Annotated in this window: 22 protein-coding genes; 21 read left to right on the top strand and 1 reads right to left on the bottom strand. The window is 39.1% G+C overall.

Annotation, left to right across the window (positions count from 1 at the left end):
- Positions 1-30 precede the first annotated feature (30 nt).
- From NC797_RS03810 to spoVM, 16 genes are all read left to right on the top strand, one after another.
- Entirely contained in the window at positions 31-987 is a 957-nt protein-coding gene (locus NC797_RS03810) for an AAA family ATPase (protein WP_272435378.1), read from the top strand.
- A complete protein-coding gene (locus NC797_RS03805) occupies positions 984-2,177 on the top strand; it encodes a DUF58 domain-containing protein (RefSeq protein WP_272435377.1) in 1,194 nt (397 codons plus the stop codon). Before NC797_RS03810 ends, NC797_RS03805 begins: the two co-directional genes overlap by 4 nt.
- The gene (locus NC797_RS03800; RefSeq protein WP_272435376.1) at positions 2,174-3,382 is read left to right on the top strand and encodes a DUF4129 domain-containing protein; all 1,209 of its coding nucleotides are present in this window, start codon (positions 2,174-2,176) and stop codon (positions 3,380-3,382) included. Before NC797_RS03805 ends, NC797_RS03800 begins: the two co-directional genes overlap by 4 nt.
- Positions 3,383-3,869: 487 nt before the next feature.
- Positions 3,870-4,751 carry a YicC/YloC family endoribonuclease gene (locus NC797_RS03795; protein ID WP_272435375.1) on the top strand — a complete coding sequence of 294 codons (882 nt, stop codon included), beginning with the start codon at positions 3,870-3,872 and terminating at the stop codon, positions 4,749-4,751.
- Positions 4,752-4,838: 87 nt separating this feature from the next.
- Entirely contained in the window at positions 4,839-5,099 is a 261-nt protein-coding gene (gene remA, locus NC797_RS03790) for an extracellular matrix/biofilm regulator RemA (protein WP_093210849.1), read from the top strand.
- Between the two features lie 15 nt (positions 5,100-5,114).
- Positions 5,115-5,735: a guanylate kinase gene (gene gmk, locus NC797_RS03785; RefSeq protein WP_272435371.1), complete on the top strand. Its 621-nt coding sequence runs from the start codon at positions 5,115-5,117 to the stop codon at positions 5,733-5,735.
- Positions 5,732-5,950 carry a DNA-directed RNA polymerase subunit omega gene (gene rpoZ / locus NC797_RS03780; protein WP_272435370.1) on the top strand — a complete coding sequence of 73 codons (219 nt, stop codon included), beginning with the start codon at positions 5,732-5,734 and terminating at the stop codon, positions 5,948-5,950. Before gmk ends, rpoZ begins: the two co-directional genes overlap by 4 nt.
- A 143-nt stretch (positions 5,951-6,093) precedes the next feature.
- The gene (coaBC, locus tag NC797_RS03775; protein ID WP_272435369.1) at positions 6,094-7,299 is read left to right on the top strand and encodes a bifunctional phosphopantothenoylcysteine decarboxylase/phosphopantothenate--cysteine ligase CoaBC; all 1,206 of its coding nucleotides are present in this window, start codon (positions 6,094-6,096) and stop codon (positions 7,297-7,299) included.
- Complete coding sequence (gene priA, locus NC797_RS03770; protein WP_272435367.1) at positions 7,296-9,704, top strand: primosomal protein N'; 2,409 nt, start codon at positions 7,296-7,298, stop codon at positions 9,702-9,704. The genes coaBC and priA overlap by 4 nt, the downstream gene beginning before the upstream one ends.
- 13 nt (positions 9,705-9,717) lie before the next feature.
- Positions 9,718-10,668 carry a methionyl-tRNA formyltransferase gene (gene fmt, locus NC797_RS03765; protein ID WP_272435366.1) on the top strand — a complete coding sequence of 317 codons (951 nt, stop codon included), beginning with the start codon at positions 9,718-9,720 and terminating at the stop codon, positions 10,666-10,668.
- Positions 10,661-12,007 (top strand): 16S rRNA (cytosine(967)-C(5))-methyltransferase RsmB, encoded by a 1,347-nt coding sequence (rsmB, locus tag NC797_RS03760; protein ID WP_272435365.1) that lies wholly within the window; start codon positions 10,661-10,663, stop codon positions 12,005-12,007. Before fmt ends, rsmB begins: the two co-directional genes overlap by 8 nt.
- An 81-nt stretch (positions 12,008-12,088) precedes the next feature.
- Positions 12,089-12,844, top strand: a complete 756-nt coding sequence (locus tag NC797_RS03755) for a Stp1/IreP family PP2C-type Ser/Thr phosphatase (RefSeq protein WP_272435364.1) — start codon at positions 12,089-12,091, stop codon at positions 12,842-12,844.
- Positions 12,844-14,835, top strand: coding sequence for a Stk1 family PASTA domain-containing Ser/Thr kinase (gene pknB, locus NC797_RS03750; protein ID WP_272435362.1), 1,992 nt, complete (start codon positions 12,844-12,846; stop codon positions 14,833-14,835). The genes NC797_RS03755 and pknB overlap by 1 nt, the downstream gene beginning before the upstream one ends.
- Entirely contained in the window at positions 14,836-15,717 is an 882-nt protein-coding gene (rsgA, locus tag NC797_RS03745; protein WP_272435360.1) for a ribosome small subunit-dependent GTPase A, read from the top strand.
- Positions 15,718-15,719: 2 nt separating this feature from the next.
- Entirely contained in the window at positions 15,720-16,367 is a 648-nt protein-coding gene (gene rpe, locus NC797_RS03740; protein ID WP_272435359.1) for a ribulose-phosphate 3-epimerase, read from the top strand.
- A 249-nt stretch (positions 16,368-16,616) separates the two neighbouring features.
- Entirely contained in the window at positions 16,617-16,697 is an 81-nt protein-coding gene (spoVM, locus tag NC797_RS18405; RefSeq protein WP_272466787.1) for a stage V sporulation protein SpoVM, read from the top strand.
- Positions 16,698-16,751: 54 nt separating this feature from the next.
- Here the strand turns inward: spoVM and rpmB are convergent, their stop codons facing one another.
- Complete coding sequence (gene rpmB, locus NC797_RS03735) at positions 16,752-16,940, bottom strand: 50S ribosomal protein L28 (RefSeq protein WP_272435358.1); 189 nt, start codon at positions 16,938-16,940, stop codon at positions 16,752-16,754.
- A gap of 334 nt (positions 16,941-17,274) precedes the next feature.
- Between rpmB and NC797_RS03730 the strand changes: the two genes are divergently transcribed.
- From NC797_RS03730 to recG, 5 genes are all read left to right on the top strand, one after another.
- Positions 17,275-17,637, top strand: coding sequence for an Asp23/Gls24 family envelope stress response protein (locus NC797_RS03730; RefSeq protein ID WP_272435356.1), 363 nt, complete (start codon positions 17,275-17,277; stop codon positions 17,635-17,637).
- Between the two features lie 134 nt (positions 17,638-17,771).
- Complete coding sequence (locus NC797_RS03725; protein WP_272435354.1) at positions 17,772-19,433, top strand: DAK2 domain-containing protein; 1,662 nt, start codon at positions 17,772-17,774, stop codon at positions 19,431-19,433.
- A 179-nt stretch (positions 19,434-19,612) separates the two neighbouring features.
- Entirely contained in the window at positions 19,613-20,275 is a 663-nt protein-coding gene (gene sdaAB / locus NC797_RS03720) for an L-serine ammonia-lyase, iron-sulfur-dependent subunit beta (RefSeq protein WP_272435353.1), read from the top strand.
- 93 nt (positions 20,276-20,368) lie between these two features.
- Positions 20,369-21,253: an L-serine ammonia-lyase, iron-sulfur-dependent, subunit alpha gene (gene sdaAA, locus NC797_RS03715; RefSeq protein ID WP_272435351.1), complete on the top strand. Its 885-nt coding sequence runs from the start codon at positions 20,369-20,371 to the stop codon at positions 21,251-21,253.
- A 5-nt stretch (positions 21,254-21,258) separates the two neighbouring features.
- Positions 21,259-23,292, top strand: coding sequence for an ATP-dependent DNA helicase RecG (gene recG, locus NC797_RS03710; protein ID WP_272435350.1), 2,034 nt, complete (start codon positions 21,259-21,261; stop codon positions 23,290-23,292).
- Positions 23,293-23,395 lie beyond the last annotated feature (103 nt).

Below are 23,395 nucleotides of genomic sequence, written 5' to 3'. Positions count from 1 at the left end.
AAAGCCTATTGAAGATAAGGGGGGATAAAATTGAAATCGTTAATTAGTAGTATTCAAGCTGCTCAACAAGCTATAAAACAAGTTGTTATTGGACAAGACCATGTTATTGACTTAATGTTCATAGCTTTATTGGCAAATGGGCATATTATCCTAGAAAGTGTTCCTGGCTCCGGAAAGACGAAATTAGCAAAAAGCCTCGCCAAGGTAATAAAGGGCCAGTTTAGTAGAGTTCAATTTACTCCCGACGTATTACCAAGTGATGTTACGGGGATTCAATTTTTTAATCCAAAAACAAAAGAATTTGAAATGCGTACAGGACCGGCTATGACTAATCTATTATTAGCAGATGAGATTAACCGTGCAACCCCAAAAACCCAATCGAGCTTACTAGAAGTAATGGAAGAAAACCAGTTGACGATTGATGGGGAAACCCTTTTTGTGCCTTCGCCTTTTTTAGTGATTGCAACGCAAAATCCAGTAGAAAATAATCAAGGAACCTTTCCTCTTCCAGAGGCGCAGTTAGACCGGTTCTTATTCAAGGTCAACCTTGACTATCCTGAACATGCGGAAGAGAAAGCAATCTTATCATCCTATCAGGAACGGGATCCTTTTCATGATTTATCGTATTCTTTAAAAACGGAGGATATCGTTGAGTTACAGGGGAAAGTAAATAACGTTACGTTTTCCGATATCCTTAAGGATTATCTATTAGCGTTAGTCAGAGAAAGTAGACAGCATCCTGATGTGAGGTTAGGCGCAAGTACTAGAGCTGCTTTAGCTTTAATGAAAGCATCCCGGGCTCAGGCACTGTTGCAGGAAAGGGCTTATGTAGTTCCACAAGATGTGAAAGATCTTGCTCCTTATGTCCTTGAGCACCGTTTGGTCTTATCGATGGAAGGGGCAATCCGGAGAACGAAAAAAGAGGTAGCTTTGGAGATAATTCAAGGGATCGAAGTACCTGTAGAAGTAGGTAGCTACGAAAGATGAGTTGGAGGAATAACATCTTAGCTGGTCGCCAACTTGACATCATCCTGGCTTTTTGTTTTATCTTTAGCTTGGTAGGTATTATATCGGGCCATCGTCTAGTCTTCCTTCTTGTTGCCGTGTTAATGGCTTTAATAGGGGCGGGCAAATTTTATGATCAACGAGTTGGCCAACAGCTTCACCTTACTAATCCTGAGAAAACGATTAGAATGTTTGTAGGGGAAGAGACAAAAATGTCTATTACTTTAGTTAATGCTTCCTTTATTTCTATCATCAATGGAGTACTAACGTTTCAGATGAACGATAATCTTGTAGGCGAGCGTTTCCGTAAAACTGAAGCTAAACAAAGTAATTATACATATAGGATTCCTCTATCTGTTCCAAGCAATAACAACGTCAGTGTTGATCTGCCGTTCATTGCGAAAAAACGGGGCGTTGCCACCATTACACATATTAACTATTCATTTCCTGTATTTCTTATGAAGCATTTTTCGTTAAGTTATCAACAGAAATACCGTACTAAAGTAGTAGTGTATCCAAAGCCTATGGAAGTACAGGGACTTCAACCCTTTTTCAATATGGCCTTGGGAGAAGACCGTTCCCTCCTCTCCCCTTTTGAGGATTTGCAGAGTGTACATGGAGTAAGAGAGTATGTATCAACTGATGATTTTCGCTATATTCATTGGAATGCATCTATGCGAAAAAATGCTTTACAAACAAAAGTTTACGATCGAATGCAGGATATAACATTGACCATAGTAGTGAATGTTAGTGAATCAAGCCGGTTAGGAAATTTATATATCTCGCCTGGTATTGAAAGACTTCTTTCTCAAGCTGCTTACCTCTGTTATTATGCTGCTCAACAGGGTTATCCTGTGGAAGTCCATTTTAATATGAAATCCATCGGTAGTTCACACTTGAGGACTTATAGCAGTGGGCAGGCAATGGAAGACTTAAAGGCTGCGCTAGAGCTATTAGCTCATATTGAACATAAAGAAAGTATTTTCAAGTTTTCACAGCTTCTACATTCATTGAGTGCAGAAAATAAACACAGAATAATTATTCTAGTAGGCCAGGTCGATCCAACCATCCACCAATTTACACTTTTCAACAACCAAACGATATACCATATATTAGAAGTTGGAGATGGAGCATCCCTTGTGCCCCTTAAAAGCAAGGAGGGGACTGAATGAGAAAACAGGGATTTACCACAAAAATTTATCCGTTTATCTTGGAAGGCTTGCTATTGTATTTTTTATACGTACCTTTATTTTTATATACTCAATCCCTCCCTTTCTGGGAGTACCTGCTGCTACTTTTGTCAGCCCCCTTGTTGTATTTCTTGTTAAAACGCTATATTAAGACCCATATGATGGTATTGTTGTTCGTTCCGGGCCTTGTAGATGCAAGTACGACGTTTTTCCAGTTTTCTATTATTGCCGCAATAGCTATCGCTTTATTTTTTTATTGGCGTCTAATTGCCCATGATGAAGCAGTGGACGAGCAACATGATTTCACCATTTTAACCTATACTTTGGGGCTAATCTTTATTGATATTATCTTTTTTTATGATGATAAAGTCATTTGGATGGGCATCATAACGATTATGGTTTTTATATGTGGGTATTGGTGGAGGCATCTCCATTTTCAACAGAGGAAAATGGAGGGCGCAGATCTTTTTGGCATAGCCTTGTTTCTTAGTGTGTTTTTCTGTTTGGGACTTATATTTTGGGGATTGTTTCCGCTAGTCAGTTGGACTTTGTCTACCCTTTGGCTGGTGATAACGCAATCAATAATTTATTTGATAGGCTCCCTTTTATATCTTTCTGGATTTCGCCAATCTGATATAAGTATAAATTCCTCCAGATCCATAGATATTGACTCTGCATTTAATGGCTTACCTTTCACAGGGGAGAAACCATCAGGTCAGGTCACTAACACGGTTTCTAATGCTTCTATAGGGTGGGAGGTTACGGGAGGAGTATTATTACTTCTATTCCTGCTTTTGCTAGCCTTTTTTTTATATAAAAAAAAGCTCCCCAGCCAAGAGGAGGAGGTAAGCCTGGATAAAAAGGATTTGGATACGATTGATTATGGAGATTTTAAAAAGAAAACGCGTTTATCTAAAAGAAAGCAATTTTCCAAACCAACACTGTTTGTTCGTAAGAAAGTTTTTGAAATAGAAACACTAGCTCTTCAACAAGGAATTGGCCGAAAACCTTGGGAGACCTTGCAAGACTGGCTTCGACGAATGGGAATGCGTGAGAATGCCATTTATCTCTACGAGAAAGTACGATATGGCGAAAAAGATCTGTCAGATCAGGAGACCGAGGTATTTAAAAAGGAGATTAAATTACTCCAACAACATGTGAATCAATGGAAAAGCCAATCAAAATAGACGATTTTATTTGTCGAACCACGTTGTGGCTAAAATGGGACAACCGAGACGTGGATGACGTTTTCAAAGACAGAGAAGGTAATATCACATGCTTTAATGGGTGAAGTACAAGTTTACTAATGAAGGAGGCCGTCTAATAGAAACGGTTTCCTTTGTTTATTACCACTTATAATTGGTGCACCTTCCACTAGTATTTTGGCTCTATACTGAATGTGGTGGTGCATTCTATCACAGTTTTGCAACCTATGAAAACTTCATACCCCTATTTCCACCTATGAACGTATGGGATAGCAAGCGAAGCGCGGTAGGTTCGGAAAAAGTGTACAAAAATAGAGTGCTGGAAATATTGGTATTATAACTACATCGAGAAAAACTTGACACATAGGAGGGTTTCGTTTTTTTAGGCAATATACCATTTTTTTGTTATCATAAGATAGAATACGGATTGTACCAATTAACATAATGAAGTAAGATGGATGTGATACATATGGTAACAAGTATGACTGGTTACGGTAGAGACGTAACGACCTTCCACAAAGCAAAAATTACAGTTGAGATCCGAAGTGTTAATCATCGATTTCTTGACATTTCTACTAAGATCCCGCGTTCCCTTCTTTTCTTAGAGGATAAGATTAAGAAGACCATACAATCTTTTTTTCACCGAGGCAGATTGGATATTTTCATTAGTATGGAAGGGGAAGGTGTTATTCAACAAGAGCTTGTTGTGAACTGGGGGTTACTAGATCAGTTTGTAACAAGTTTGAATAACATAAAAGAGCAGTATGACTTAAAAGGTGAGATTCCAGTAGATATGGTAACAACGGTTGACGGGCTACTTACCGTACAAGAGGTAGAACAAGGTCACGATGAGATGAAAGAATCCATTCTTAATGCCATCACGATTGCCTGTGAGCAAGTCTATGAGATGAGAATTCAAGAAGGATCTGAATTGCATAGTGAATTGGATACTCGACTTGGCATCATTCAAGATATCGTTAAAAATTTGGGTGAGAGAAGAGAGACTGTTATAATAGAATATCGGGAAAGAATTCGCAAACGTATACTGGAATATACGAAAGATGAATTCGTTAATGAGGAATCAAGAGTTTTGCAGGAAATTGCTTTACTTGCGGAGAAAGGGGATATTACAGAGGAAGTCTTAAGATTGAACAGTCATGTAAGTCAGTTTCGTGACACTCTTAACAATGGTGGGGCTATTGGCCGAAAACTTGATTTTATTACACAGGAAATGCATCGAGAAGCAAACACGATTGGCTCCAAATCAAATGATCCACAGATCAGTGAATGGGTTGTTGCATTGAAAAGCGAAATTGAAAAAATAAAGGAACAGGTACAAAATGTAGAATAATTACATTTGTCAACTTTCCGAATACAAACTATAATTAGAAATATTACTATTGATTATACTGGGCGCTATTTATAAGGGGGAGCCGTTTTGAGCTTACGATTAATTAATATTGGCTTTGGTAATGTTGTTTCAGCAAATCGAATTATTTCAATTGTTTCACCAGAGTCAGCACCAATTAAACGAATTATTACAGTCGCTAGAGACAATAATAAACTGGTAGATGCAACATATGGTCGGAGAACGAGAGCAGTTATTATAACAGATAGTGACCATGTTGTTTTATCCGCAGTTCAACCTGAAACTGTCGGACAACGGGTTATTAGTCATGATGAGATTTCAGATGAATAACTAGGAGGAAATGTGTTGATTGATGAGAAAGGGATTTTGTTTGTTTTGTCAGGACCTTCAGGAGTAGGGAAAGGAACGGTTCGAAAATCACTTTTTGACCGGGCAACAGACTTAAAATACTCCATTTCAATGACCACCCGTTCGATACGAGAGGGGGAAAAAGAAGGTACAGATTACTTCTATAAAACAAAACAAGAGTTTGAGGATTTAATAAAAAAGAATAGGCTTTTGGAGTATGCTGAATATGTTGGGAATTATTACGGCACTCCAAGAGATTATGTGGAAGAAACGCTTGACCATGGAAAAGATGTTTTCCTGGAAATTGAAGTCCAAGGGGCCCTTCAGGTTAAAGAAAATTTTCCTCAAGGCGTTTTTATCTTTTTGTTTCCACCGAGTTTGGAGGAATTGAAAAATCGTATTATCAATCGTGGTACAGAGTCAGAGGAACTTGTAAAAAATCGCCTTATTGCTGCAAAGACAGAAATTGAAATGATGGATGCGTACGATTATGTAGTAGTTAACGACGAAATCGAAACAGCTGTACAAAAAATTCAATCGATTGTCCAGAGTGAGCACTGTAAGCGTGAACGAGTTGCAAAGCAATATAAAAAAGCATTGGAGGCGGATTTTTCATGATGTTAGAACCATCTATTGATTCTTTACAAACAAAAATTAATTCAAAGTACACTTTGGTAACTTTATCTGCAAAACGAGCACGACAAATGCAAGATGAAAAGTCCATGCTCATCGAAAAACCCAAATCCTTTAAGTACGTTGGAATCGCTTTAGAGGAAATATTAGCTGATAAACTAACATATACAGTGGATGAGGAACATCTCGAATTTGAATAAAGCGTTGCTTCGCAAGTAACCCTCGCTATCGATAGCGAGGGTTTACTAGTTTTCTTCCACAGTTCCTCAGATTTCGTAATAAAAAGCGAAATATGATATAAATAAGACAAGAACCTGATCGGTATGGAGAAAGGGGAAGCATCATGCTTAATGGGAAAAATATCGTACTAGGGGTTACGGGAGGAATCGCTGCTTATAAGGCATGTTCTTTAACGAGCAAATTAACACAGCAAGGGGCAAGTGTTAAGGTGATCATGACCAAAAGTGCAGCCGAATTTGTTTCTCCATTAACATTTCAGGCGTTGTCTAGACAACCAGTATACACAGATACATTTGACGAAAAAAATCCTGAAAAAATTGCACATATTGATCTTGCGGATTGGGCTGATCTGTTTGTTATTGCTCCCGCAACAGCAAACTTGATTGGGAAAATTGCGAATGGAATCGCGGATGATATGCTGTCTACAACCATTTTAGCTACAGAAGCGGATGTATATATTGCCCCTGCAATGAATGTGCATATGTACGCACATCCAGCAGTAAGAAAAAATTTGATCCAGCTTGAACAATGGGGATACAAGTTTATTGAGCCAGGTGACGGTTATTTAGCATGTGGCTATGTTGGAAAAGGAAGATTAGAAGAACCAGAAACGATAATCAAAGTTCTTGATCAAGACGATCACGCATCCCGTGGTCTACTTGAAGGAAAAAATGTCCTTATTTCAGCAGGACCGACACAAGAAAGCGTGGATCCAGTACGTTTTTTCACCAATCATTCTTCAGGAAAAATGGGATACGCTTTGGCAAGACAAGCAACCAACCTAGGTGCAACGGTCACACTTATTTCTGGGCCTGTCGACTTGACGACGCCTCAAGGGGTAAAGCGAATCGATGTGCAAACGGCAGAAGATATGTATAACAACATGATCGAAGCATTTGATCATAATGATCTTGTTATTAAAGCAGCAGCTGTCGCTGATTATCGTCCAAAGGTAACATTTGAACATAAAATGAAGAAGAAGCAGGATGACTTGATCCTAGAAATGGAACGGACAAAGGACATACTTAAAGAGCTAGGTAAAAGAAAATCATCTCAGTTTTTGGTTGGATTTGCCGCAGAAACAGATAAGTATCTTGAGTATGGAAGGAAAAAGCTCGTGTCAAAAAACTTGGATGCAATCGTTATAAATGACATAACTGCCGAGGGGGCGGGCTTTCGTAAAGACACGAATCAGGTGACCTATCTTCATACATCAGGCAAGCAGCAGCAATTAGCTTTGTCATCAAAAGATGAAATCGCAAAAGGACTGCTTCAATTAATCGTATCAGACATGGGGGAAGGTTTGTGAATATTGCAAAGGTAATCGTCGACGTCCCTGCTACTCAGACGAATCGATTATTTGATTACAATATTCCAGAGTACTTGCTTGGGGCAATCAAAGAAGGGATGAGGGTAATTGTCCCTTTTGGGCCGAGAAAAGTAATGGGCTTTGTGATGGAACTAACCGATCACTCTGATTTTGACCAGCTAAAGGACATCGTGGACTTAATGGACGTTGTTCCAGTTTTTACAAAAGAACTGCTAGATGTAGGTAAATGGTTAACAGAAAAAACATTAAGCTTTTATATTTCTGTTTTTCAAGCGATGCTCCCACAGGCGTTAAAGGCAACCTACAAGAAAGAGCTGCACAAACTAACAAACGAAGGCTTATCGGACGCATTAACAAAGATGTTTGCAGGTAGAGAATTTATGTCATATGAAGAATTCACGGAACGAAAAGGGGACTATAGGAAGCTGCAACAGGCCGTGCAAGAAGGATTAATAGAAATAAATTACTTAGTGAAATCAAAAGAAACGAAGAAAAAAGAAACGTTTATCACAACTAATTTGAAACCCTTTCAACTAGAAGAAGAAATAGCAAACCTGTCTAACCAAGCAACAAAACAAAAACAGTTGTTGGAATTTTTTGCGGAGCATCCTGAACCTATTTTACAAAGTAAACTCGTTTCAAGGTTACATACTAGTAGGTCTACCATTAAACAACTTATAGACAAAGGTTTCTTAGTAGAAAATAAAGTAGAGGTTTACCGCAATCCGTATCAAGAGGAAAACTACGAAAGAACGACGGCATTACCGCTAACAGAAGAACAACATAATGTGATGATACCGATCTACGAGAATCTAAAAAGCGGTGAAGAAGCAGTCTTTCTATTACATGGAGTGACAGGAAGTGGAAAGACCGAGGTATACCTCCAGTCGATTCAACGTGCGCTTGAGAATGGAAAAGAGGCAATTGTCCTCGTCCCAGAAATAGCATTAACTCCACAAATGGTCAAACGCTTTAAAGGGAGATTTGGCAGTAAAGTCGCTGTTTTACATAGTGCTCTTTCAGCAGGTGAAAAATATGACGAATGGAGAAAGGTGCAAAGAAAAGAGGTGCAAGTTGTAGTTGGTGCACGTTCAGCTATTTTTGCCCCATTCGAAAATCTTGGGATTATCATCATTGATGAGGAACACGAAACAAGTTATAAGCAGGAAGATCATCCGCGTTATCATGCACGGGATGTGGCGATTTATCGTGGTGAACAGCATTCCTGTCCAGTAATTTTAGGGTCAGCAACTCCTACGCTTGAGTCATTTGCACGAGCCCAAAAAGGAGTTTACAAGCTGCTTTCACTAACCAAACGTATGAACAATGCATCAATGCCAGAAGTACAGCTTATTGATATGAGAAACGAACTACATATGGGGAATCGTTCCATGTTTTCGATCGCGTTAAAGGATAAGATAGAAGATCGACTAGAAAAAGGAGAACAAATCGTTTTATTTTTAAATCGGCGAGGTTATTCTACCTTTGTCATGTGTCGCGATTGCGGTTATGTCATCGAATGCCCCCATTGTGACATCGCCTTAACGTATCATCGGAATAATGAAAGTTTAAAGTGCCATTATTGCTCTTATGAAATGACCATGCCAACGAGCTGCCCTGATTGTGAGAGTAAAACGATTCGTTATTTTGGAACAGGTACGCAAAAAGTAGAGGAAGCTTTAACACAGCTCATCCCACAAGCTCGAGTCGTTCGAATGGATGTAGATACAACAAGAAGAAAAGGCTCCCACGAAAAATTGTTAAATCAATTTGGGAACCATGAGGCAGATATTTTACTCGGGACACAAATGATTGCAAAAGGACTAGATTTTCCGACTGTCACATTGGTTGGGGTACTGGCAGCTGATTCCCTCCTCCACCTACCAGACTTTCGAGCATCCGAGAAAACGTTCCAGCTATTGACCCAAGTAAGTGGAAGAGCAGGTAGACATACGTTACCTGGGGAAGTAATCGTCCAAACGTATTCACCAGATCATTATAGTGTGGAGTTCGCGAAAACGTATAATTATGAGGGGTTTTTTAAAAAGGAAATGGAAGTAAGAAAAACGTTTCATTATCCACCATATTACTATTTAACGTTAATTACTGTAGCACATCCAAATCAGGTGAAGGTAATCGAGACGACGAAGAAAATAGCACAGCTACTTGCTAAACATCTTTCTTCAGAAGCGAACGTTTTAGGGCCAACACCATCACCGCTAACTAGGATCAAAGATAGATATCGTTACCAATGCATGGTAAAATACAAAAATGAACCGAATCAAAGAAAAATCATTAAGCGTATCGTCACATTTTTTGAAGATGACATAAGACAAAATGATCTGCAAATTAGTGTGGATCTTCAGCCATATCAATTAATGTAGGAAGGAGTAACAAATGAGTAAAAGAATTGTTTTTATGGGAACACCCGATTTTGCTGTTCCAATTTTGCAACAACTTTTAAAAGACGAGTATGAGGTTGTGCTCGTTGTCACCCAACCAGATCGTCCAAAAGGGAGAAAAAAAATTCTTACACCACCACCAGTAAAAACAGAAGCAGAAAAACATACGATTCCAGTTTTTCAACCAGAAAAAATAAAGCTCGCCTATAAAGACGTACTGACCTACAATCCAGATTTAATTGTTACAGCAGCTTTTGGGCAAATTTTACCTAAAGAGCTACTAGACGCTCCGTCTTTTGGATGTATCAATGTGCACGCGTCGTTGCTTCCAGAATTGCGTGGAGGCGCCCCGATTCATCATGCCATCCTACAAGGTAGGAAAGAGACGGGCGTTACGATTATGTACATGGTTGAAAAGCTTGATGCAGGAGATATATTGTCCCAAAAACACGTTCGTATTGAAGAAACGGACCATGTTGGAATCCTGCATGATAAACTGTCAGAGGCAGGAGCGGCATTGTTAAAGGATACGTTACCTAAACTGTTTCTTGGTGAAATAGAACCAGTTAAACAGACCGAAAGTGAGGCAACGTTTGCTGCAACGATCAAACGTGAACAGGAGATGATTGATTGGAATAGGACACACACACAAATCTACAATCATATTCGCGGTTTACATCCATGGCCAGTCGCATTCACTTACTATAAAGATAGAATAATGAAACTATGGTGGGCAGAAATGGATGAACGTACCTTTACCGCTGATCCTGGTGAAATTGTAGACATACAAAAGGATGGGTTTGTCGTTGCCTGTGGAAATGGAAAAGGGGTAAAAATAACAAGTCTACAACCAGCAGGAAAAAAAAGAATGCATGCGGGTGACTTTATTAGAGGAATTGGTAGTGATCTACATATAGGGGATACATTAGGAGAAAGCAATGGTTAAATATGAACTTAGAGAAACGACACTAGATATTTTGATGCGAGTCGGCGAGAGTGGTGGCTACAGTCACTTGCTCATTGATAAAACCTTGAAAAATAAGAGCTTTAGCCAACGAGACGAGGCTCTCTTAACTGAAATCGTATATGGAACGATTCAGCGCAAATTGACACTAAACTTTTTTTTGGAAGCATTTGTGGACAAGAAGAAAAAAGTAACGCCATGGGTGAAATGGCTCCTTTATATGTCCATTTATCAAATGCATTATTTGGATAAAGTACCTGACCACGCTGTTATACATGAATCGGTAGAAATAGCAAAGAAAAAAGGACATAAAGGAATGGCTTCTTTTGTAAATGGCGTGTTACGTGCGTTTCAACGTCACGGTGCTCCAGATATATCTACCATTACAGATGAGGTTAAACGATTGTCGATTGAAACAAGTCATCCAGCGTGGTTGATCAAAAGATGGGTAGACATGTATGGGATCGACATCACAAGAAAAATGTGTTTGACAAATTTAGAACAAAAACCAATGAGCGTACGAGTACAAGTGTTAAAATGGACTAGGGAGGATGCGATCAAACGGCTGGAGGAAGAAGGCTTTCAAGTAGAATCCTCCAGTTTATCCCCCCAAGGCATTTTGATAAATGAAGGCAATATTCTTCGTAGCTCTCTATTTCAACAAGGTGCTGTTACGATTCAAGATCAGAGCTCGATGCTCGTTTCAGAAATACTGCATGTATCACCAGGTATGACCGTGCTTGATGCTTGTAGTGCTCCTGGGGGGAAAACGACCCATATTGCTGAGAAAATGAAAAATGAGGGCATGGTTTATGCTTATGATTTGCATGAAAAAAAGGCAAAGCTCGTTACGAAAAAAGCAACCGAACTAGATTTAACCATTATAGAAGCAAAGCAGGGAGATGCTAGAAATTTAGCGGATTTCCACCAAAATGAAACATTCGATCGAATTCTTTTGGATGCCCCGTGTTCTGGATTAGGCGTGTTGCGAGGCAAACCAGATATTAAATACAATAAGGTTGAAGAAGATATCGCTGCATTAGCTGCCATTCAGTTAAATTTATTAGAAAAAGTTGCACCATTGTTAAAAAAAGACGGAAAGTTGTTATATAGTACATGCACAGTTGACAAAACTGAAAATGAACAAGTGGTACAAGCCTTTTTAGAAAAAAATACGGAGTTTGAAGTCGATCTAGATTTCCAGTCGGAACTACCCGTTCAGGTTCAATCGGTGACGGGCCTGTCAAAACTGGGACTTCAATTATTTCCGCAAGATTTTAATACGGACGGTTTCTTTTTAACGAGACTCAAGAAAAAATGAACAAGCAATCGAAGGTAAAAAGCTTTATAGTGCGTTTTCAACCGAAGCAAAACGGTTGCTAGAGAAGAATGAGGTGATGGGATGCAGGCTTATTTTTTAACAGATACAGGATTAGTAAGAAATCATAATGAGGATGCTGGTGGAGTGTTCCGAAACAAAGGTGATCAATTACTTGCTGTTATTGCTGATGGTATGGGTGGCCATAATGCCGGTGATGTTGCAAGTGAAATTGCTACTACTACGATACAAGAAAAATGGGAAAAAACGGATTTCTTCACCACCCCCGATGAAGCAGAAACATGGCTAATGGAAACTGTAATAGAAATAAATACATCCATTTATCAATATGCCCAAACAAATGAAGCATATCAAGGGATGGGGACAACGATAGTAGCTGCAATATGCCTGGATGATTTTGTTTCGGTAGCAAATATAGGTGATAGTAGATGTTACCTGTCAAATGAACAAGGTTTTAAACAACTGACAGAAGACCATTCTCTAGTAAATGAATTGTTCCGATCTGGCCAAATTTCTAAGGAGGATGCAGAGCACCATCCTAGAAAAAATGTTTTGTTAAAGGCGTTAGGAACAGAACCTTCTATCCAACCAGATATTTCGTCTATAGGCTGGGAAGAAAGCAATACATTGCTGTTATGCTCAGACGGTCTGTCCAACAAATTTAATGAACCAGAGCTTGCCGAAACGATTACTCAATTTGATCAGCTTGAGGAGATTGGAAAACAGCTCATTTCGGTTGCAAAAGGTAGAGGTGGAGAAGACAATATTTCTATCGCCCTTGTTACGTATGATGTGTCAAAGGAAGAAGGTGACGCATAATGTTGGAAGGGCAGATTTTAAATGAAAGATACAAAATTAAAAAGACAATTGGTGGAGGTGGCATGGCTAACGTCTACCTTGCTCGAGATGTCATTCTTGATCGAGATGTGGCAATTAAAGTGCTGCGTCTTGAATATGGTAATGATGACGAATTTATTGCCAGATTTCATCGAGAGGCACAATCCGCAACAAGTCTTTCACACCCAAATATTGTTAGTATTTACGATGTTGGGGAAGAAGATGGCATTTACTTCATGGCAATGGAATATGTCAATGGGATGACATTAAAGAAATACATACAGACATATGGACCAATTGAAGTCGATGAAGCAATAGACATTATGAAGCAAATAACCTCTGCCATTACACACGCTCACGAAAATGATATTATACACCGAGATATTAAGCCCCAGAATATTTTGATTGATCCATATGGGCATGTGAAAGTAACGGATTTTGGTATAGCAGTAGCGCTCAGTGCAACCTCCTTAACCCAAACAAATTCCGTTTTAGGCTCAGTACATTACCTGTCTCCAGAACAAGCGCGTGGCGGAATGGCAAACAAGAAGTCAGATGTTTATTCACTTGGCATCGTCTTATTTGAACTGCTAACAGGAAGACTTCCATTTTCTGGTCAGTCTGCAGTTTCGATTGCATTAAAGCATTTACAAAGCGATACACCGTCGATTCGTAGGTGGAATCCAGACATACCACAAAGTATTGAAAATATTGTATTAAAAGCAACAGCCAAGGATCCGTTTCACCGATATGATTCGGTTCATGAAATGGAGCATGACTTAGTAACAGCATTAGACCCAAATCGAATAAACGAAGCAAAGTTTACTATTCCAGAGGATACTGGAGAAGCAACAAAGGCCATTCCTATCATTACAAATGATACGTTTAAGCAACATAATGCAACACAAGATACGATTGTGCACGGCTCAAATGGCGTAAAAGCAAAGGAACAACTAAAAAAGAAAAAAAGAAAAAAGATGATTTGGGTATCCTCTATTCTTATTGGACTGCTTACAGCAATTGTGGCTGCATTATTGATTGTACCAGCTATGCTTGAACCAGATGATGTAACAATCATTGATGTCGAAGGAATGGAATATGAAGAAGCAATTAACGAGTTAAGTAAATTAAATCTAGATGTGAAGCGGGAGTCTGCGTTTTCAGATGATATTCCAGAAGGGTATGTAGTAAATACAGACCCAGAGGCAGGAGAAGTAGTAAAAGAAGGTACCGCCATCGTTGTTTATTCAAGTAAGGGAAAAGAAACAGTGCCATTTGAAGATTACGTTGGAAAGGATTATAGCCAAACGAAAACGCTATTACAACAATCAGGATACAAGGATGTCAGTGCTGAAGAAAAGTATTCCGATAAACCAGAAGGTGAAATCATAGCACAAATCCGACCACAGCAAGGAGAAGAAGTCGTTCCAGAAGAAACAGAGGTCCAATTTGAAGTTAGTAAAGGGTTAGAGCCTGTGACATTGACATCATTAGTAGGAATGAGCGAGCAGGATGCGACAAGATATTTAGCGGGGGAAAATCTATCCGTAAACATTATTGAAGAAAATTCCGATGATGTAGAAAAAGGAAATGTGATCAAGCAGGAACCAGGAGCCTTTCAAGAAGTTGCACAGGGATCTGTTGTAGATCTATACATTTCAAAAGGACCAGAGGAAAAACCACCTGTAACGCAAACTGTAACATTCAGTGTTCCATATACTGGTGAACAATCCAATGGCAATGGAAATGGAAATGGAAATAAAGAACCAAAGCCACAAACAGTTAGAATTTACGTGGATGATTTTGACAATGACTTAACAGAGGTTTTTAAGGAAGACTCTATAACAGAGGATGCAGAATATGAAATAAAGATTACGATTCCACCTAATGGTGAGGCTGTTTACAAGGTAATGCGGGATGATGAGATTGTAATTGAAAAGACGGTACCATATCCAGATGATGGAGGTGAATAAATGCCTGAAGGGAAAATAGTAAAGGCGCTAAGCGGATTTTATTATGTCCAAACGAAAATTCACATCTTTCAGTGCCGTGGCAGGGGGGTCTTTAGAAAAAATAAAGTGACCCCTTTGGTAGGGGACTATGTTGAATTTGATGAAAGTAATCCAGGGGAAGGTTATATAACAAAGGTAAAATCAAGAAAAAATGAACTCGTTCGCCCGCCGATCGCAAATATTGATCAAGCTATTATTGTTGTATCAGCTACCAAGCCGGGCTTTAGCTCGTTACTATTAGATCGTTTTCTTGTTTTAATCGAGTCGAAGCAAATTGAACCCGTTATTTTTGTGAGTAAAATGGATTTAGTAGAAAAGGATCTATATCAATTCATTGCACAGTATTTACAAGACTATCGAAAAATTGGTTATGCTGTCCATGCACTTTCCATTAAAGACTTATCTGAACTAAAAAGTATTACAGGTTTATTTGAAAATAAAACTTCGGTAATCGCCGGACAGTCTGGTGTTGGAAAATCATCACTACTCAATGCGTTTAATCCTAAACTAGCTATCGAAACAAACGAAATTTCGGAAAGTTTAGGGCGAGGAAAACATACAACGAGGCACGTAGAATTAATGGAGGTAAGTGGAGGACTTGTCGCAGATACTCCTGGTTTTAGTTCATTAGAATTTACGGATGTACAGCTTGAGGATTTACCGAATTGTTTTCCAGAAATGAAGGCATTGGAGGATGCATGTAAGTTCAGGGGCTGTATGCACAATAAAGAACCAAAGTGTGCGGTGAAAGATGCAGTCAAAGCGGGTGAAATTCCAAACTATCGATATGACCACTATTTGTCATTTTACGATGAAATAAACAATAGAAAGCCGAGGTATTAACTATGACCAAAATTGCGCCGTCTATTTTGTCGGCTGATTTTTCTATTCTTAAGGAAGAAATTATGGATGTGGAAAAGGGAGGTGCCGATTATATTCATGTAGATGTAATGGATGGGCAGTTTGTTCCCAACATTACGATTGGCCCACTTATTGTAAAATCGATACGACCAGTCACAGACTTGCCTCTTGACGTGCATCTTATGATTGAAAACCCAGATCGATATGTTCAGCAGTTCGCCGATGCGGGTGCAACCATTATTTCTGTTCATCAGGAAGCGTGTGTGCATCTTCATCGTACGATCCAACTTATTAATAGAGCGGGAGTAAAGTCCGGAGTTGTTCTCAATCCTGCTACACCAGTTGAGACAATAAAACCTATATTGCCAGAAGTAGATCTTGTTTTGCTAATGACCGTAAACCCAGGATTTGGGGGACAAACATTTTTGGATATGGTGCTACCGAAAATTAAAAAGGTAGCTGAATGGAAAAAAGAGCTAGGGCTTTCTTTTGAGATTGAAGTCGATGGTGGAGTCAATCCTGAAACTGCTCCACTGTGTATGGAAGCTGGTGCCAATGTACTGGTTGCTGGTAGTGCGGTATTTAATAAAAATGATCGTGCAAAAGCAATACAAACGATCCTGAACCCCTAAGCACGTACGAATAAGTATTTCTAACAAGCTCATTTTAAAAAATTGGTACTTTTTCATATGATGTTAGCATATTATTAGTAATAAAGAGCCGTGATGTACTGATAACATAGTTAAATTTCACATTTTCTTTGGAAACATATGAAATTATTCTTGTACTTTGTTCATAGATTTTATATTCTCTCATAAAGTATAAGATAGCCAGAAGTGATCTGAAGCTTGTTGTTATACGGAAAAGAGGAGGGGGATTTCATGAAATTTTATACCTTTAAACTCCCGAGGTTCATTGGTGGCTTTATTCGTGTTCTTATCGGTACATTTAAGAAGGGTTAACAAAAAGAGCACCCATTTCGGGTGCTCTTTTTGTAGTACATAAAAGGGCAAGTATTATACACGCTCTACTTTGCCAGATTTAAGTGCACGCGCTGATACGTAAACACGCTTTGGCTTACCATCTACCAAAATGCGTACTTTTTGAACATTTGCTTTCCAACTACGTTTATTAGCGTTCATAGCATGAGAACGGTTGTTTCCTGTTTTAGTTCCGCGTCCTGTTACAACACACTTTCGTCCCATGTTTATCCCTCCTACTACTGCATCAAAATGATTACATACTTACATAACTTATCATACGACTACAAATATTGCAATCATTACGTTGCCACTTTTCATACATAACTAGAGGCACTCTTAAAAAAACTTGACAGATGAAGCGTTATCGTCCATTGTATAGTTGAATAAAAATAGTTGAATAAAAATAGTTGAATAAAAATAGATGGATAAAATAGGTCGATTATAGAGGATTTTTTAAACTTGCATTTATGATGATTTATAATGGTTTTGCTTTTGTTTTTTCGTTTGATATAGTAAAATGACCTTACATTTTAGGGTATAATGAAGGAGGATGTATATGTCCATTGAGCTTCATACAAATGATGGTCAAGTAACGATTACCAATGATGTTATCTCAACTATTGCAGGTGGTGCTGCGATCGAGTGTTATGGAATTGTTGGTATGGCCTCAAAAAATCAATTGCGAGACGGAATTGCAGAGATTCTCCGCAAGGAAAACTTTTCAAAAGGTGTGGTCGTACGGCAGGAAGGGGAAGCCCTCCATATTGATATGTATATTATTGTTAGTTACGGCACGAAGATTTCTGAGGTAGCACATAACGTACAATCACAAGTGAAATACACACTTGATAAGACAATTGGAATGTCCGTTCAATCCGTCAACATATACATTCAAGGTGTGCAAGTCGCTAAAGATTAAAAGGATTCTACACCCACTAAAAGATTTTCAATAAAAAAAAACAAACACGTTAACAAACTATACGAGTACACGATATAAGAACGAGGCATGCTTCCTACATTTTTATTCGTACGTTTTAGAAGGAGGAAATAAGAGTGGCGGTACGAACGCTAGATGGAACGACATTTAAACAAATGGTACTCTCTGGAGCACACCATTTAACCAACAATGCGAACATGATCGATGCCTTGAATGTATTTCCAGTTCCTGATGGAGATACTGGTACAAACATGAACCTATCGATGACATCTGGTGCAGATGAAGTTCGAGAAACAAATGCGGATCAAATTTCTGATGTGGCTCAAGCTTTTGCAAAAGGTCTATTAATGGGTGCCCGGGGAAACTCGGGTGTTATTTTGTCCCAATTATTTAGAGGTTTTGCAAAAGGATTGGAAGGAAAAAAAACACTAACGACAAAAGAAGTGGCTAATGCGCTTGAATTAGGAGTGAAAACGGCTTATAAAGCTGTAATGAAACCAGTGGAAGGAACGATTTTGACAGTGGCTAAAGATGCTGCTGCTCATGGTCAGCTTCTTGCAAAAGAGCATAGCGATCATATTTCCTTATTAGAAGGGGTATTAAAAGAAGCGAAAGCATCGCTGAAACGTACGCCTAACTTACTTCCGGTTTTAAAGGAAGTAGGTGTGGTTGATAGTGGTGGACAAGGTCTCGTAACGATTTATGAAGGATTTCTTGCTGCTTTAAAGGGTGAAGAGCTACCGGCGGGCGTGGAAAATACTGTTGCAATGAATGAAATGGTAAATGCTGAGCACCACAAGCTTGCGCAGGATTTTATGAATACAGAGGATATTAAGTTTGGCTATTGTACAGAATTTATGGTGAAGTTAGATGACCGGAGACAGCAGGATACCCCTTTTCACGAAAACGATTTTCGAAATGAACTAAGTAATCATGGTGACTCTCTACTAGTTGTGTCTGATGATGAAATAGTAAAGGTTCATATTCATGCAGAATATCCAGGTGATGTCTTAACAATGGGGCAAAGGTATGGAAGCCTTATCAATCTTAAAATTGAGAATATGAGGGAGCAACACACGTCTATTGTTGGAGATAAAAAGCAAAACAAAAAAGAAAAAGCCGCTTTTGCGATTGTAACCGTTGCGATGGGGGAGGGCTTGAAAAACCTATTTGAAAACCTTGGTGCAACAGTAGTGATTCAAGGTGGACAAACAATGAACCCGAGTACACAAGATATAACGAATGCTATTAAAGAAGCAAATGCGGAAAATGTCATAATTCTTCCAAATAATAAAAACATTATTATGGCAGCTGATCAAGCTGCTGAGCTTGCTAGTGAAAATGTTACAGTTGTTCCAACAAAGACAATTCCTCAGGGGATGAGTGCCCTGTTAGCATTCCATCCTGAATCTAGTCTAGATGATAACAAAGACACGATGCTACAGGCAAGCAAACATGTTAAAACAGGTCAGGTCACATATGCAGTAAGGGATACCCAAATTGATGGAATGACAATCGAAAAAGGCCATTTTATGGGAATCTTTGATGGGAAGATACAGACGACGAACAAGAATCAGCTTGAAACGGTTCAATCATTGCTTCGGGAAATGATTGATGAAGACGAGGATGAAATCTTAACTATTTTTCAAGGTGAAGACGCAAGTGATGAAGAACGTGAGAAACTAGAGGTGTTTATCGAGCGGCATTACGAAGATATCGAAGTAGAAGTCCATCAAGGAAATCAGCCTATCTATTCCTACATTATTGCAATTGAATAATTTTTGCTAACCCTCACCAGATCGTGTGAGGGTTAGCTTTTGCACTTGTATTTATATGAAAGCGGTTTAAATTATGTCGCAAAAACGTTATAATAAAATTGTGAAAAAGTGTACGGATTTCGGTAGCCCGTACTGTTACAATGGCTCGTCATCCAGTATAATAATGGGAGATGTGAAGTATGAAGTATAAATCTGTATTTGATATTATAGGTCCAGTCATGATTGGGCCTTCGAGTTCTCATACTGCTGGTGCTGCTAGAATAGGCAGAGCAGCAAGAAATTTATTTGGTAAAGAACCTACATGGGCAGAGATACACCTATATGGATCATTTGCCAAAACATATAGAGGACATGGCACAGATGTGGCCATTGTTGGTGGATTGCTAGATTTTGATACGGATGATACGCGGATAAAGGATGCTCTTGATCTAGCAAAGGATAAGGGGCTGAAGGTATCTTTTTATGAAGAGGATGCAGCAACAGAGCACCCCAATACTGCACGGATCAAAATGGGTGACGGCAAAGATGAGCAAGAACTCGTAGGTATTTCAATAGGTGGTGGAAAAGTAGAGATCACTGAATTAAACGGGTTTGAGTTAAAGCTATCTGGAAACCACCCAGCCATTTTAGTTTTGCACAGCGACAGATATGGTGCGATTGCCTCGATAACGCAAATTTTGGCAAAACATGAGATAAATATTGGCAGAATGGAAGTATCACGTAAGGACGTCGGAAAAGAAGCGATGATGGTAATAGAAGTAGATCAAAATGTAGATGACTCTATTATGGAAGAATTAGAGAAGAGAGAGCACATATTGCAAATCGCAAAGATTGTAGATTGAACACGCACTTGAATGAGCTCTTTGAAGAAAGAATGGAAAGATCGTTCGTTGACAGCAAGATGCTATCAAACCAATGGAGAGAGGTGTATTCTTATGTTTCGTAATGTAGCTGAGCTAATTGAAATTGCGGAATCAGAGGGAATCTTACTATCAGAAGTCATGATCAGACAAGAAATGGATTATCGTGAGCAAACAAGAGAAGAAGTAATGTCACAGATGGAACGAAACTTGGAAATCATGGAAAATGCAGTTGAAGATGGATTAAAAGGTGTTACTTCTAGATCAGGGTTAACTGGAGGAGATGCTGTCCTGCTTCAAACCTATTTAAAAGAAAAAGAGCCATTGTCAGGGACATTACTATTAGATGCCGTAAGTAAAGCTGTTGCAACAAATGAGGTGAATGCCGCAATGGGCACGATTTGTGCAACTCCAACTGCCGGTAGTGCTGGTTGTGTACCAGGGACACTTTTTGCAGTGAAAAATAAGTTAAATCCCACGAGAGAGCAGATGGTTCGCTATTTATTTACATCTGGTGCCTTTGGCTTCGTAGTTGCTAATAATGCTTCCATTTCAGGTGCAGCTGGAGGATGCCAGGCAGAGGTAGGGTCAGCTGCAGCTATGGCTGCTGCGGCTATCGTTGAAATGGCAGGTGGAACGCCACAACAAAGCGCAGAAGCATTTGCCATAACTCTAAAAAACATGCTTGGTCTTGTATGTGATCCTGTAGCAGGACTAGTTGAAGTACCATGTGTGAAACGTAATGCAGCTGGTGCTTCGAATGCAATTGTCTCTGCTGACATGGCACTCGCTGGTGTAACAAGTAGAATTCCGTGTGATGAAGTAATCGGAGCAATGTATCGTATCGGGAGAACGATGCCAACCACTTTAAGAGAGACAGGTGAAGGGGGGCTTGCTGCAACCCCAACTGGGCGTGCTCTTGCATCAAAGATATATGGAATCCCGTTAGAGAAAGAGTGATTTTTGTGTTCGATCAATCGTTATTAAACTTAAGTGGTGTTGGGGAAAAGTTACAGGAAACTTTTTCGGAAATGGGAATCGAAACCATTAACGATTTGCTTTTTTATTTTCCGAACCGGTATGACGTTTATGAAGTAAAGCCATTAAGTGAATTGATCCATGATGACAAAGTAACGATCGAGGGGGAGGTTGTTCATAAACCTTCCCTAACTTTTTATGGAAGAAAAAAGTCACGTCTAACTTTTCAAGTAAAAGTAGAAAACATCGTGATAAAAGCAGTGGTGTTTAATCGTGCATTTGCCAAAAATCAAATAAACGCGGGGGATACGATTACATTAACAGGAAAATGGGATCACCACCGACTACAAATAACAGTAAGTAATTACATACTAGGACAAATGAATCAATCTTCAGAAATCCAGCCAATATATGGTCTAAAAGGCGAGTTATCTAATGCCAAACTTAGAAAAATCATGCGTATCGCACTGAACCAATATGGCTCTATGGTAGACGAAATTCTTCCTACTGAATATTTGAATGCATACAAGCTTCCAAGTCGAAGCGATGCACTAGTACACATGCATTTTCCCGAAACCCATCAACAGTTAAAACATGCTAGACGAAGGTTTACATATGAAGAATTTCTTTTGTTTCAATTAAAAATTCAGCTTTTGCGAAAACATAAACGTGAGGCGGCAGCAGGAAACGAACAAAAATTCCAAGCAGAAAAAGTGGAGGAATTTATAGACGTTCTGCCATTTACGCTTACGAATGCACAGGAAAAATCATTAAAGGAAATACTACAGGATATAAAATCTCCGTATAGAATGAATCGATTGCTTCAAGGTGATGTTGGATCAGGCAAAACTGCTGTTGCAGCCATTAGTATGTATGCGTCTATTACGGCCGGAAAACAAGCTGCCCTGATGGTACCAACTGAAGTCCTAGCCGAACAGCATGTTGGATCACTCCAGAAAACGTTTGAAGGATATGCTACTGTCTCGTTACTGACAGGTTCTGTTAAAGGAAAAAAACGGAAAGAGATACTACAAAAAGTTGCAATTGGTGAAATTGATATTTTAGTAGGAACACACGCTCTAATACAAGATGAGGTTCAATTCTCAAACCTCGGATTGGTGATCGTTGATGAGCAGCACCGATTTGGAGTGGAGCAAAGAAGGGCTTTAAAGGATAAAGGTCTCAATCCTGATGTACTATTTATGACTGCAACGCCGATTCCTCGAACTCTAGCTATAACGGCATTTGGAGACATGGATGTATCCGTTATTGACGAAATGCCTGCTGGCAGAAAGTTCGTCAAGACGTACTGGGCGAAACAAAACACATTTGATAGGGTTATTCAATTTGTTCTAAAAGAGCTTAAAAAGGGAAATCAAACGTATTTTATTTGCCCGTTAATTGAGGAATCAGATAAACTAGATATCCAAAATGCCATCGATCTACATCAACAGTTACGATCTTTTTTTGAACCAGATTTTAAGGTTGGCCTTATGCATGGAAGACTTTCTACAGTCGAAAAGGAACAGGTTATGAAAAACTTCGCTGAAAATGAGATACAAGTACTCGTTTCAACAACGGTTGTGGAAGTCGGTGTAAACGTCCCGAATGCCACTGTTATGGTCATTTATGATGCAGAGCGTTTCGGTCTGTCTCAATTACATCAGTTGCGAGGAAGAGTCGGCAGAGGGAACGCACAAAGCTATTGTATACTGTTGGCTGATCCAAAGAGCGAGATTGGAAAAGAACGCATGAGAATCATGACCGAAACGACAGATGGCTTCGCATTATCGGAACAAGATTTAAAGCTGAGGGGTCCAGGTGATTTTTTTGGAAGAAAACAAAGTGGGATGCCTGAGTTTAAAGTAGCAGACATGATCCATGATTACCGTGCCTTAGAAACTGCAAGAAATGATGCGCAAGTAATGATTGCAGAAAATCGATTAGCAGAGGAAGCGTATCGAGGATTAAAGATAAAATTGGAGGAAGAAGATGTGTTTTCTGGACAAGTCCTTGATTGAACATTGCTTGCATAAATAGCTTTCCTATTATATATTACTACTAGTACCTAGTCTTAATTCTGTTTTTTAGTTTGGATAGAGTTGATTTGGAAAAGTGATGGTG

Origin of the sequence: Terrihalobacillus insolitus, from assembly GCF_028416575.1 — a bacterium.
Lineage (GTDB): Bacteria > Bacillota > Bacilli > Bacillales > Amphibacillaceae > Terrihalobacillus > Terrihalobacillus insolitus.
The sequence above is the reverse complement of the archived record's forward strand: the minus strand, read 5'-3'. Positions and strand labels throughout refer to the sequence as shown.